The 12138-nt window shown below is 73.3% G+C and carries 12 protein-coding genes; 5 read left to right on the forward strand and 7 right to left on the reverse strand.

The window, feature by feature from the left end; genetic code table 11:
• Positions 1-29: 29 nt before the first annotated feature.
• From ACFWZ5_RS31285 to ACFWZ5_RS31310, 6 genes are all read right to left on the reverse strand, one after another.
• The gene (locus ACFWZ5_RS31285; protein ID WP_384796219.1) at positions 30-1454 is read right to left on the reverse strand and encodes an SLC13 family permease; all 1425 of its coding nucleotides are present in this window, start codon (positions 1452-1454) and stop codon (positions 30-32) included.
• Between the two features lie 57 nt (positions 1455-1511).
• Positions 1512-2174 carry a response regulator transcription factor gene (locus tag ACFWZ5_RS31290; RefSeq protein WP_384796221.1) on the reverse strand — a complete coding sequence of 221 codons (663 nt, stop codon included), beginning with the start codon at positions 2172-2174 and terminating at the stop codon, positions 1512-1514.
• Complete coding sequence (locus ACFWZ5_RS31295) at positions 2171-3535, reverse strand: ATP-binding protein (protein WP_384796242.1); 1365 nt, start codon at positions 3533-3535, stop codon at positions 2171-2173. The genes ACFWZ5_RS31290 and ACFWZ5_RS31295 overlap by 4 nt, the downstream gene beginning before the upstream one ends.
• Before the next feature lie 67 nt (positions 3536-3602).
• The gene (locus ACFWZ5_RS31300) at positions 3603-4007 is read right to left on the reverse strand and encodes a small secreted hydrophilic protein (protein ID WP_384796224.1); all 405 of its coding nucleotides are present in this window, start codon (positions 4005-4007) and stop codon (positions 3603-3605) included.
• A gap of 82 nt (positions 4008-4089) precedes the next feature.
• Entirely contained in the window at positions 4090-4371 is a 282-nt protein-coding gene (locus ACFWZ5_RS31305; RefSeq protein WP_384796226.1) for an Lrp/AsnC family transcriptional regulator, read from the reverse strand.
• Positions 4368-5099: a rhomboid family intramembrane serine protease gene (locus ACFWZ5_RS31310; protein ID WP_384796228.1), complete on the reverse strand. Its 732-nt coding sequence runs from the start codon at positions 5097-5099 to the stop codon at positions 4368-4370. The genes ACFWZ5_RS31305 and ACFWZ5_RS31310 overlap by 4 nt, the downstream gene beginning before the upstream one ends.
• A gap of 158 nt (positions 5100-5257) precedes the next feature.
• Between ACFWZ5_RS31310 and ACFWZ5_RS31315 the strand changes: the two genes are divergently transcribed.
• From ACFWZ5_RS31315 to ACFWZ5_RS31335, 5 genes are all read left to right on the forward strand, one after another.
• Positions 5258-5497 carry a hypothetical protein gene (locus ACFWZ5_RS31315; protein ID WP_030679496.1) on the forward strand — a complete coding sequence of 80 codons (240 nt, stop codon included), beginning with the start codon at positions 5258-5260 and terminating at the stop codon, positions 5495-5497.
• A 34-nt stretch (positions 5498-5531) separates the two neighbouring features.
• Positions 5532-6881 carry an NYN domain-containing protein gene (locus ACFWZ5_RS31320; RefSeq protein WP_384796231.1) on the forward strand — a complete coding sequence of 450 codons (1350 nt, stop codon included), beginning with the start codon at positions 5532-5534 and terminating at the stop codon, positions 6879-6881.
• A 233-nt stretch (positions 6882-7114) separates the two neighbouring features.
• The gene (locus ACFWZ5_RS31325; RefSeq protein WP_384796233.1) at positions 7115-8173 is read left to right on the forward strand and encodes an NlpC/P60 family protein; all 1059 of its coding nucleotides are present in this window, start codon (positions 7115-7117) and stop codon (positions 8171-8173) included.
• Between the two features lie 265 nt (positions 8174-8438).
• Positions 8439-9482 (forward strand): NlpC/P60 family protein, encoded by a 1044-nt coding sequence (locus ACFWZ5_RS31330; RefSeq protein WP_384796236.1) that lies wholly within the window; start codon positions 8439-8441, stop codon positions 9480-9482.
• A 92-nt stretch (positions 9483-9574) separates the two neighbouring features.
• Positions 9575-10777, forward strand: coding sequence for a hypothetical protein (locus tag ACFWZ5_RS31335; protein ID WP_384796238.1), 1203 nt, complete (start codon positions 9575-9577; stop codon positions 10775-10777).
• Here ACFWZ5_RS31335 and ACFWZ5_RS31340 read toward each other — a convergent pair.
• Positions 10734-11981 carry a glycosyltransferase 87 family protein gene (locus ACFWZ5_RS31340; RefSeq protein ID WP_384796240.1) on the reverse strand — a complete coding sequence of 416 codons (1248 nt, stop codon included), beginning with the start codon at positions 11979-11981 and terminating at the stop codon, positions 10734-10736. The two genes, ACFWZ5_RS31335 and ACFWZ5_RS31340, sit on opposite strands and share 44 nt — an antisense overlap.
• Positions 11982-12138: the final 157 nt, after the last annotated feature.

Below are 12138 nucleotides of genomic sequence, written 5' to 3' on the forward strand. Positions count from 1 at the left end.
AGGGGTGATGGGCGGGGTGAGAGGGGCCCTCACCGCGACACCGGCACGCCCAGCAGCGGCCACACCGCCACCGCGAACAGCAGGACGAGCGCCGCCGTCAGGGGGGCCAGGACGGCGGAGAGGCGGAGGAGGTCGCGGGAGGTGTAGGTGGGGACGCCGGGGATCTCGGCGAAGAGGGTCACCGGCTTCGCCGACGCGGGCAGGGTGTGGCAGAAGCCCGCGGCCGCCGTGGACGCGAGGGCCGCCGCGACCGGGTTCACGCCGGAGCTCACGGCCGCGGCCACCACCAGGGGGACCAGGACGGACGAGCGGGCCGAGCGGGACTGCAGGACGAGGTGGGCCGCCGTGCTGAGCGCGATCACGGCGGCCAGGAACAGCCAGGGCGGCAGGTCGGCCGGCAGGCCCGACACCAGCCACCGCGCCGCGCCCGACTCGGCGAGCGCGACGCCCATCGCCATCGTCGCCGCCATGAACAGGAGCAGCGACCACGGCACGGTCTTCAGGGCGTCCTTGAGCCGTACGGTGCCGAGCGCGGGCGACGCCGCCACTACCGCGCCGATCAGCGCGACCACGGCGGGCGGCACGTGGTGCAGCGGTTCGCTGCACCACAGGGCGACGACCGTGGCGAGGAGCAGTGCGCAGCGCGTCTCGGCGGGGTTCCAGGGGCCGGTGACGCGATGGCCGGGGTCCTCCAGGTGTTCCTGGATCCGGTCGGCGGTGAGGGCGACGGGGGCCGTGCGGTCGGCGCGGCGGGTCGTCGTCAGGAGTACGGTCTCGGCGGCGAGATGGGACGACGCGATCGCCAGCGGCAGCCCGAGCAGCAGCCACTGCGCGAAGCCGATCTCGTCCCCGGTGCTCTCCCACAGGACGGACACCGTGATCAGATGCGCGCCCGCGCCGATCAGGGTCGCGACCGCGGACAGCAGGATCACGGTGGGGAACAGCAGCGCCAGCATCACGACCAGTCGTCTCCGGTCGGCGAGCGCCTTGGCGAGCGCGAGGAAGACGGGCAGCGCGAGGGCGGCGCGGCCGGACGTGGCGGGCACCGCGAAGGCCGTGACGACGAGCGCGGCGGTCGTCAGATGCGTCAGCTGCCGTACGGTGCGCGCCCCGCCGACCAGGAACGCCGCCGCACGCCCCGCGAGCCCGCTGCGCGCGACGGCGGCCGCGAGGACGAACGCGCAGATCAGCAGCCACACCGTGTCGTCCCCGAGCGTGCCGAAGAGGGTGTCGCTGCTGATGACGCCGGTGGCGGTGAGCGCGAGCCCGGCGCCGAGCGCGATGTACGTGTCGTCGATCGGCGTGCCGATCCAGGCGCAGGTCGCGAGCGCGAACACGCAGAGGGTGAGCCGGGCGTCGCCGCCGAGGCCCGGGAAGTTGCCGGGGACGGCGAGCAGCGCGCACAGGCTCAGCGCCGCGCAGAGCAGGACCGTCTGCCGCAGGGTCAGTGTCACCCGAGCAAGGGTTCAGGCGCGCGGTGAGCCCTCAATGAGCCGCACATGAAGGAAACTTCACGCGGGCAGGCGGTAGCCCATGCCCCGTACCGTCTCCAGGCGGTCCGCGCCCAGCTTCTTGCGCAGCGCCCGTACGTACACGTCCACGATGTTCGACCCCGGATCGAAGTCGTACCCCCACACGTGCGACAGGATCTGCTCGCGCGACAGGACCTGCCCCGGGTGCCGCAGGAACAGTTCGAGGAGCACGAACTCACGCGCCGTCAGATCCACCGTGCGCTCACCGGAACGGGCCCGGCGCGTACGGAGGTCGAGGGTCACCTCTCCGGCGCGCAGGACCGTCACCTCGGGTGCCCGCGCCGCCGTGCGCAGCCGGAGCCGTACCCGCGCGAGCAGCTCCTCGAAGCGGAACGGCTTCGTCATCCAGTCGTCGGCGCCGCCTTCGAGGCCCGCGACCGTGTCGCGCACCGAATCCCGCGCGGTGAGCACGATCACCGGCGCCGAAACCCGGGCCTCGCGCAGCCCCCGCAGGACCGTGAACCCGTCCCGGCCCGGCAGGCCGATGTCCAGCAGGATCAGGTCGAAGCCGCCGGTGAGGGCGTAGTCGTACGCCGCGTCGCCGTCGGCCACGATCGTGGTCGTGAAGCCGTTTGCGCGCAGGCCCTTGTCGACGAACGAGGCGATGCGCTCCTCGTCCTCGACGATCAGAATGCGGTTCACGTCTGCTGGTCCTCCAGGACGAGTACGAAGGTGGCGCCGCCGCCCTCGGTGGTGCGCAGGCACGCGTCGCCGCGGTGGCCGCGGGCGATGGCGCGGACGATGGACAGGCCGAGGCCCGCGCCGCTGGTGCGGGCGCCGCGGCGGGCCGTGCCGCGCCGGAAGCGTTCGAAGATGACCTCGGCGTCCTGCTCCTGGACGCCGGGGCCGCTGTCGGCGACGTACAGCTCGATGCCCGCCGCCGTGTCGCGGGAGCCGATGCGGATGCGCCGGCCGGGGGTGGTGTGCTGGACGGCGTTCTGGGCGAGCTGGACCATGGCCTGGGTGATGCGCTGCGGATCGAGGACGGCCTCGCGGTCGGCGACCTCGGCGAGCTCCCAGCGGCGGTCGCCGAGCGCCCGGGCCTTGACGAAGACGTCGGCGGTGAGCTCGGCGAGCTGCACCGGCTCCGGCGTGATGAAGTCGGGGCGCTCGGCCTTGGCGAGCAGGAGCAGGTCCTCGACGATGCGGCTCATCCGGTCGAGCTCGTCGGTGACGAGGCGGACGGTCTCCTCGCGCTCCGCCGGGTCGTCGCCCATCAGCTCCAGATGGCCGCGCACGATGGTGATGGGGGTGCGCAGCTCGTGCCCGGCGTCGTCGACGAACTCGCGCTGCGCGGCGAAGGCCCGCTCCAGGCGGTCCAGCATGCCGTTGAAGGTCTCGGCGAGCGCGGCGATGTCGTCGTGCCCGCGCACCGGGATGCGCCGCGTCAGGTCCTGCTCGGTGAGCTGGGCGGCGGCGGTGCGGACGAGGCGTACGGGCTTGAGGATGCGCCCGGCCACGGCCCATCCGATGCCCGTGGTCATCAGGAGCGCCACGCCGGAGATGACGAGCAGGATGCGGAACACGCCGTCCGCCTTGGCCTGTTCGGCCGCCGGGTGGAAGGCGACGACGAACGCCGCGTCCGGCTCGTCGCCGTGCCGCGCCACCTCGACCTTCGCCCAGCGCAGCTCGCCGGACGGCCGGTCGAGGGCGCCGGTGGAGCCGTCCGCCGCGAAGATCTTCCGGCGGGCCTCCGCGTCGCCGTGCAGCGGGTGGCGTACGGAGATCTCGCGCGCCTGGGTGAGCTTGGCGGGGTCCTGGCCGGGGCGGTCCACGAGGCCGACGAGCTCCTCGTCGGGGTCCGCGTACTGCCGCTCGAGGAAGACTTCGAGGAGGCGGCTCGGGTCGGTGAAGCGCTCGCCGGTCTTCGGGTCGACGCCCTGGTCGACGAAGTTGGTGAACTCGCCGGTCTCCTGCGTGAGGAGGCGGCTGACGCGGTGGTCGACGTCGCGCAGCAGGATCGAGCGGGTGGTCGCGGCGACCGCGGCGAGCGCGACCGCCATCACCAGGAGCAGCCACAGCAGGATGCGGACGCGCGCCGAGACGCGGCGACGGGCGGCCGTCCCGGGCTCAGCCGTCGTCGCCGGGTCCGTCGTCGCTGCCGTCGGCACCGTCGTCCTGGCCGTCGTCCCCGTCGTCGTCACCTGAGCCACCTGTGCTCCCTGAGCCACCTGTGCCCCCTGTGCCGCCCGTGCCCGCCGTGCTCCCCGTACCCGCCGTGCTCCCCGTGCCGCCCGTCCCGTCCTTGCCGCCGTCCGCCGAGCCGTCGTCGACCGGGGGCCGGGAGACGACCTGGTCGCTCGGCGTGGGCCGGGGCGTGTCGGGCGTGGCCGACGGGGAGCCGCTGTCCAGCTCCACCTTGGGCGGGACCTTGGGGGACGAGGGGCTGTCGGTGAGGGCGTAGCTCGTCACGGCGATGCCGAGGGGGATCGCCACGACGGCGGCCAGGGCCGCCATGCGCTGGGAGAAGACCATGGCAGCGATGGTGTGCGGCGCACCGCGTCAGCAGGATGAGCCGCAGATGAAGAAACCCTCATCCAGGGCCCGGAGCAGTCGGCTAGGAGTCCAGGCCGATCGCGAACGCCGCCTCCAGGTCGTGCTGCGAGTACGTGCGGAACGCCACGTGCGTGTCCGTCGCCTCCACGCCGGGGATCTTGCTGATCCGGCCGGGGATGATGTCCGCGAGGTCGTCGTGGCGGGCGACGCGGACCATGGCGATCAGGTCGTACGTGCCGGTCACGGAGAAGACCTCGCTGACGGCGTCGAGGGCGGCGATCGACTCGGCGATCTCCGGGATCCGGTCCACGCTGGTCTTGATGAGCACGATCGCGGTGATCACGGCTGGCTGTCTCCCTCGGTGGCCGTTCCTGGTCTCTTCACTCTAGCCGGACGCCCGTACCACCCCCAGGCGGCGACGAACCCCAGCGAGAAGCCCACGAGGTGCGCCAGATACGCCACTCCGGGCCCTTGCCTCTCCTGCCCCGCGGCCACCCACTGCAGCGCCACCCAGAACGGCAGCACCACCCAGGCGGGAAACCGCAGCGGCAGGAAGAACAGGAACGGAAAGAGGCTGGTGACGCGCGCCTTCGGGAAGAGATGGAGAAAGGCGCCGAGCACGGCGGAGATGGCGCCCGAAGCGCCGACGAGGGTCTGCCCGGACCCGGCGTGCGCGATCGCGTACCCGAGCAGGGCGAGCGCGCCGCAGCCGAGAGTGAAGAGCCCGTACTGGAGGTGGCCCATGCGTTCCTCGACCATCACCCCGAACACGTACAGAAAGAGCATGTTGCCGAGCAGATGCAGCCAGCTGCCGTGCACGAAGAGCGCCGTCACGAGGGTGAGCGCCGCCCGCGGCTTGCCGCTGAGGAGTTCGACGGGTACGACTCCCCAGCGCTCGAAGTAGGCCCGCTGGGCGGGGATGAGCGCCTCGCCGCCGCCGTACGCGGGGTTCAGGCCGGAGACCGGCGAGACCAGGAAGACCAGACAGCACGCGGCGATCAGCGCGTACGTCACCGGAGCGGCCTGTCTCCGCACCAGCCGGCCCGCCGCCGTACCCCAAGTGTCGATCACGTACAGATCATGACAGAACAGAATGAATCGGCGCCCTCCTCGTGCCTCCCGCACCGGCCGTGGGCGTCTCCTCGCGCTCTGCGCACAGGCGTCCTTACGCAGGCCTTAGGGTTACGGGAAATACGCACCAGGTCCCCCGAAGGAAAGCGAACGTCACGATGACGGTTCCCCTGCCGACCGACACCACCCGATGGCGCTGCACCCTCTGTGGCAACCTGACGCGCTTCGACGTGACCCGGTCGTCGAAGGTCGTCGAGTATGTGCACCTCGACCTGGCCGGTGAGCCCAAGGTCGAGGAACGCGAGGTGGTCAGTGAGACCATCGAGTCGGTCCGCTGCCGCTGGTGCAACGCGGTGGACCAGGTGGAACTCGTGGACAGGCCCGGGGCCGGCTCCTGAGGGAGCGGGCCCCGCACAGCTAGTGGGGTGACCGATGGTGGAGAGCGCGGGCGGAACGCCGGATGACGGCGCCGCTGAGGTGCTCGACCGTCCGCTGCCCGACGGCGTGCGGCGGGCGGTCGTACAGATCGTGTCGGACGGCTTCGGCGGTCTCACGGTCGCGGAACTGCCGTCGCAGCTGCGGCAGTACGCGCGCTTCACGCCCAGCAGGCGCGTGAAGTTCGCGGGCAACGCGATGGCCGCGGCCCTGGAGAGCGACCCGCTGTTCCGCCAGCGCATCGGCGAGCGCCTGCGCGAGGCGCAGCCCGAGCTGACCGCGGCCCTGGACGCGGGCACGCCGCCGCCCGCCGCGGACCCGCTGGACGTGGCGGCCGCCGCCTACGTCCTGCGCCCCACCGGCTGGGTGAAGCTCGTGACCGCCGCGGGCGAGGAGGCCCAGCGGGCCGACGCCGAGCGCGCCGACGAGGAGACCCGGGCCGAACTGGAGCGGCTCCGCGCCGAGCTCGCCTCCGCCCGGGCCCAGACCAAGACCGAGACCGAGCGTCTGCGCGGCGAGCTCGACGCGGCCAAGAAGGACGCCGAATCGATGCACCGCAAGCTGCGCGCGGCGCTCAGCGACGTCAAGCGCGGCGAGGCGGCGCTGCGCAAGGCCGCCGCCGACGCCGACGCCCTGCGCTCCGAGGGGCAGGCGCAGCTGTCCGCGGCCGAGAGCGAGGTGCGGCGCCTGAAGTCGCGGCTCGGCGAGGCCGAGTCGGCCCTCGAAGCCACCCGCAGGGCCGCGCGCGAGGGCCGCAGCGTCGAGGACATGCGGGTGCGCCTGCTGCTCGACACGGTGCTCGACGCCGCCCAGGGGCTGCGCCGCGAACTCGCCCTGCCGCCGGTCTCCGTGCGGCCCGCCGAGACCGTCGACGCGGTCGAGCCGGGGCGGATGACGCCCAAGGACATCGCGGCCCGCGCCCTGTCCGAGAACGACCCGGCCGTCCTCGACCAGCTCCTCGCCCTGCCCCAGGCGCATCTGGTCGTCGACGGCTACAACGTCACCAAGACCGGCTATCCGACGATGCCCCTGGAGAAGCAGCGGCTCCGCCTGCTCGGCTCGCTCTCCCAGCTGGCGCTGCAGAGCGGGGCCGAGGTCACCTGCGTCTTCGACGGGGCCGAGCTCGCCGCGCCGGTGCTGCTCGCGCCGCCGCGCGGGGTGCGGGTCCTCTTCTCGAAGCCGGGCGTGACGGCGGACGAGCTGATCCGTCAGCTGGTGCGCGCCGAGCCTCCGGGGCGGCCCGTGATCGTCGTGTCGACCGACCGCGAGGTGGCCGACGGCATCGCGAAGGCGGGGGCGCGGCCGGTGGCGTCCGTGGTGCTCCTGAAGCGGCTTTCGCGCGGCTAGTCGGCTTTGGCGAGACTGGTCGGCGTACGCAACTCCCGCTCCCTATGACCGAATTGGTCCGTTGTTGCGCGCGACGGAGCGTCAAGTAGTCGTTACGGGCCGTCTATTCTCCGTAAAGAAAACGCTCGACGACCGACTTTTTCATGGTCAGGATTTGATCTGATCACACCGGTGTCACTAGGGTCGCGCGGAGACCTCCGCTCTGTTGATCACTCATCGAAGGAGCCGCCTTCGTGGCTTCCCACCGCCGTCCCAAGCAGCCCAACCGCGCGCGCGTGACCGTGCTCACCGCGACCGCCGCCGCTGCCGTGGCCCTCACCTCGCAGGCGGCGAACGCCGCGCCGAGCGAGAAGCCGAGCAAGGACGAGGTCAAGTCCAAGGTCGACAAGCTCTACGAAGAGGCCGAGAAGGCGACCGAGAAGTACAACGGCGCCAAGGAGAAGCAGCAGAAGCTGGAGAAGGAGGTGGACCGCCTCCAGGACAAGGTCGCCCGCGGCCAGGACGACCTCAACGAGCTGCGCAGCGGCGTCGGTTCGCTCGCCAGCGCCCAGTACCGCTCCGGCGGCATCGACCCCTCCCTGCAGCTCTTCCTCTCCTCCGACCCGGACACCTACCTCGACAAGGCCTCCGCGCTCGACCAGCTGTCCACCAAGCAGGCCGAGGCCCTGAAGAAGATCCAGGGCAAGCAGCGCACCCTCGCGCAGCAGCGCAAGGAGGCCGCCGACAAGCTGAAGGACCTCGCCACCACGCGCGAGGAGCTCGGCAAGAAGAAGCGCGAGGTCCAGGGCAAGCTCGGCGAGGCGCAGCGGCTGCTCAACTCGCTGTCCGCCAAGGAGCGCGCGGCCCTGAAGGCCAAGGAGGACCGCGCGAGCCGCTCCTCCGAGCGCAAGGCCATGGACGCGCCCAAGACCGAGGCCCCCAAGGGCGGCGCCGCCAAGGGCTCGGGCCGCACGATGTCGGCGTACGCCGCCGCGCAGAGCAAGATAGGTTCGCCCTACGTCTACGGCGCGAGCGGCCCGAGCTCCTTCGACTGCTCCGGCCTCACCTCCTGGGCCTACGCCCAGGCCGGGATGACCATCCCGCGGACCTCGCAGGCCCAGGCCAACTACGGCACGCGCATCGCGTCGCAGAGCGACCTCAAGGTCGGCGACCTGGTCATCTTCTACGGCGACCTGCACCACGTCGGCTTCTACGCGGGCAACGGCCAGGTCCTGCACGCCCCGCGCTCCGGCACGGTCGTCCGGTACGAGTCGATCAACAACATGCCGTTCCAGTTCGGCGTCCGCATCTGACGCTGACCGGTGCTGGCTGATGCCACCCCGGCCCGGTGTCCCCGGCGCTTGACCGCGCCGTCCGATCGGGCGAATTCCGTCACCTTCCGCTGACCCCGCGCCCCGCCGATGACCTGCGTCAGAGGCGGGGCGTCACCGTGCGTAGGCACCGAGGGTCTTTGGCCGCGACGTGATCGCGCGGCTACTGTCGCGCGCGTTCCCCGACATCCGGGGCGACGCCCCGCCCCGTGCGGGGAACCTTCAGCGGAAGGGAGAGCGGCTTCTCGTGGGGTCCCATCGCCGTTTCGCAGCAACCGGCCTCGACCGGAGCGCGCGCACCGCCACCGTCACCGTGCTGTCCGCGGCGGCCACCGCGGCCGCGGCCCTCGCGTCGCCCGCGGGCGCCGCACCCCATGACACACCGGGCACACCGGCCACCACCAAGGCCAAGGTGGACCGCCTCTACGAACAGGCCGAGCAGGCGACGGAGGCGTACAACAAGGCGGACGAGCGGGCCGGCACCCTGCGCCGGCAGGTCGAGCGCGCCAAGGACAAGGTCGCCCGCGGGCAGGAGCGCATCAACGCGATGCGCGGCGCCCTCGGCTCGCTCGCCGGGGCCCAGTACCGCTCGGGCGGCATCGACCCCGCGCTCGCCCTGATGCTCTCCTCCGACCCGGACGCCTATCTGGACAAGGCCGCCGCGCTCGACCGCATCAGCGCCCGGCAGTCCGGCGAGCTCAGCAAGCTCCAGCGGGCCCAGCGCGCCCTCGCCCAGGAGCGCGCCGAGGCCACCCGCAAGCTCGCCGAGCTGGAGAAGAGCCGCAGGACGGTGGCCCGCCACAAGCGCACCGTCGAGGACAAGCTGGCCAGGGCGAGGCGGCTGCTCAACTCCCTGTCGGCGACCGCCCGCGCGGAGTACGACAGGTCGTCGCGCTCGGACCGCGCCGACCTGCCGGACCCGCCGAGCGGGGGCGCGCCCGCCTCCTCGCGCGCGGCCGCGGCGATCGCGGCGGCCAGGTCGGCGGTCGGCAAGCCGTACGTGTGGGGCGCCAACGGGCCCTCCGGCTTCGACTGTTCGGGCCTGACGCAGTGGAGCTACGCGCAGGCGGGCGTGGGCCTGCCGCGCACCTCGCAGGCCCAGCGGCACGCGGGGCGGCAGGTGCCGCTCGCCCAGGCACAGCCCGGCGACCTCGTCACGTACCGCGACGACGCCAGCCACGTCGGGATGTACATGGGCAACGGCCAGGTGGTGCACGCGCCGTACCCGGGCGCGGCGGTGCGCTACGACCCGGTGGGGATGATGCCGGTCTCGTCCGTGACGCGCGTCTGACCGCCCGTGCCGCGCCGGTGAGGTGACGCGAATCCGAGGGCGACCCGCCGCCGGTCGCGGGGAGCGGCTCCCGTCCCCGTACGATCGGGAACGTGGCTGGTCGACGGCGCGGGCGCGGCATCGGGGCGGTGGGTCTCACTCTCGCCGTGCTCGCTTCCGCCGTGCTCGCGGGCTGCGGCGGCGGCACGTCCGGCGCCGACGCCGCGCCCGACGACGTACGGCGGCTCCTTGAGCGGCGCGCCGACGCGGTCCTCGACCACGACGAGCGCGCCTACCGGGCGACGGGCGGGTCGGCCGCCGCGTACGACGGCCTGCGCGCGGTCCCGCTGACGTCCTGGACGTACCGCCTGAAGGACTTCGACCGCGACGGCACCCGGGCCACCGCCACCGCCGAACTGCGCTACCGCATCGCCGGCTACGACCGCGCCCCGCTCACCACGGACCGCGCCCTGACGCTCCAACGGCGCGACGGGCGCTGGTACGTGACCGCGGAGCGGCCCGCCGGGAAGGCCGCCGAACAGCTGTGGGACCAGGGCCGGGTCGACGCCGTGCGGGGCGCCCACAGCCTGGTGCTCGGCGTCGGCCGCGACCGCGCCGACCTGCGGCGCTACGCGAAGCTCGCCGACGCCGCGGTGCCCGCCGTGCGCAAGGCCTGGCCGCGGCGCTGGCCGGGCCGGGTCCTCGTGCTCGTGCCGAAGTCCCTCGACGGCATGGCGGACCTGCTCGGCGCGCCCGCGTCCGGCTACCAGGGCATCGCGGCCGTGACGACGGGCGAGGCGGGCCGCTCGGGGCGCGCGCCCGCGGACCGGATCATCATCAACCCGGAGGCGTACGGCGTCCTCGGCGCGTTCGGCAAGCAGGTCGTCCTCACGCACGAGACCACGCACGTCGCGACCCGCGCCCACACCTCGCGGGCCACTCCGCTCTGGCTCTCCGAGGGCTTCGCGGACTGGGTCGGCTACCGCGGCACCGACCGCACGCCGGACCAGGCCGCGCCGGAGCTGCGGCGCGCGGTCGCCGACGGGGCCCTGCCCGCCACGCTGCCCGAGGACGGGGACTTCGGCTTCAGCGGCGACGCGGGCCGCCTCGCGGAGGCGTACGAGAGCGCGTGGCTGGCCTGCCGGATGATCGCGGAGGAGTGGGGCGAGCGGAAGCTCGTCGCGTTCTACGCGGCGGTCGGCGGGCACGACGAGCGGGCGGGCGCGGTCGAGGACGCCCTGCGCGAGGTCCTCGACACGAGCCCCGAGGAGTTCACCGCGCGCTGGCGTGACTATCTGCGGCAGGAACTGGGCTGACGGGGACGGGCACGTCGTCGTGGCGCGGCGCCGGGGCGACCGTCTGCCGCCACAGGGTCCGGCAGGCGAGCACCGTCGCGGCCACGAGCAGCCCGTTGCGTACGAGGAGCAGCGCCACGCCCAGCGCGTCGCTCGCCACCACGTGCGAGAACCACACGGGGAACTCCAGGAACGTCACGAACGTGGCGACGAGGACCAGGCAGGCCGGAAGCACCATCCGGCTGCCGCGGACCGCCAGGCACACGGCGGCGATCCCCACGAGCCACACCATGTACTGGGGGCTGATCACCCGGCTCGTCGTCGTGAAAAGGAGCACGCCCGCGAACGCCGCGTCCGCGGGCGTGCCCGCCGACCAGACACGGGCCCGCACCCGCCACAGCAGCAGCCAGCCGAACGCGGCCACCGACAGCGCCTGCGCCGCGGTGCTCACCAGCGGTACGTACGGGCCGAGGAACTCCACCGAGCCGTAGTTGAGCTGCACCGTGCCCTCCCAGCCCAGCTGGCGCGCCCCGTGGAAGACGAGCGCGCCGAGGGACTCCACCTCCGTGCCCCGGTCCCGCTGGAACGTCAGGAACGCCAGGGCCCCCGGCATCGCCACCAGGAACACCAGCGCGCCCGCGCACACCGTGACCGCCGCCGCGCCCCAGGAGCGCCGGGTCGCGCGGCCGCGCGGGGCGCCGACGAGCAGCAGCACCGGCCAGACCTTCACCAGCGCGCCGAACCCGGCGAGCACCCCCGCCGCGCGGGCCCGGCGGGCCCCCGCGAGCAGGGCCGCGACGGCGAGCGCCGTCACCATCAGGTCGTAGCGGGCGTACGCGGTCGGCCCGAGCAGGGCCACGCCCGCCGTCCACACCCACGCGCCCCGCAGCGTCCTGCCCGGGCGGCAGCCCGCGTACAGGAGCAGCCCCGTCACCACCGCGTCGGCGAGCAGCGAGAGGAGGAAGAACGCGGCGGGATAGCTCAGGAACGGCAGCGCCCCCGGGCCGAGGATCGCGAGTGCCGCCGCGGGCGGGTACTGCCAGGTGACGTCGTCGAGCGGGAACGTGCCGGTGCGCAGGACCTCGTACCAGCCCTGGTAGATGACGGTGACGTCGCTGGTCACGTCCGGGCCCGGTGTGACGATCACGCGGAAGACGCAGAGCAGGAGCAGGGCCCTGGTCGCGCCCCAGACGGCCAGGATTCGCAGCTCACCCGTGCCCGCCATGTGCACCTCACCCGTTTTGTTGCGCTTTGTGTGGTTCGGTGAGTCATGATGCCGGGGGTGCCGGGGGTGGGGTGGGAGGCGGGGCCGGGCCCTGCCGGGGGCTCCCCAATCCCGCCCCTTCCCGAACTGGGGCTCCGCCCCAGACCCCGCTCCTCAA

The sequence above is a fragment of the Streptomyces sp. NPDC059003 genome, from assembly GCF_042740445.1.
Classification (GTDB): domain Bacteria; phylum Actinomycetota; class Actinomycetes; order Streptomycetales; family Streptomycetaceae; genus Streptomyces.

Excerpts from the sequence above, each read along its gene's own strand:
- ACFWZ5_RS31300 (WP_384796224.1), bottom strand. The coding sequence starts at position 4,007 with ATGGTCTTCTCCCAGCGCATGGCGGCCCTGGCCGCCGTCGTGGCGATC.
- ACFWZ5_RS31320 (WP_384796231.1), top strand. The coding sequence starts at position 5,532 with ATGGTGGAGAGCGCGGGCGGAACGCCGGATGACGGCGCCGCTGAGGTG.
- ACFWZ5_RS31340 (WP_384796240.1), bottom strand. The coding sequence starts at position 11,981 with ATGGCGGGCACGGGTGAGCTGCGAATCCTGGCCGTCTGGGGCGCGACC.
- ACFWZ5_RS31315 (WP_030679496.1), top strand. The coding sequence starts at position 5,258 with ATGACGGTTCCCCTGCCGACCGACACCACCCGATGGCGCTGCACCCTC.
- ACFWZ5_RS31295 (WP_384796242.1), bottom strand. The coding sequence starts at position 3,535 with ATGGCGGTCGCGCTCGCCGCGGTCGCCGCGACCACCCGCTCGATCCTG.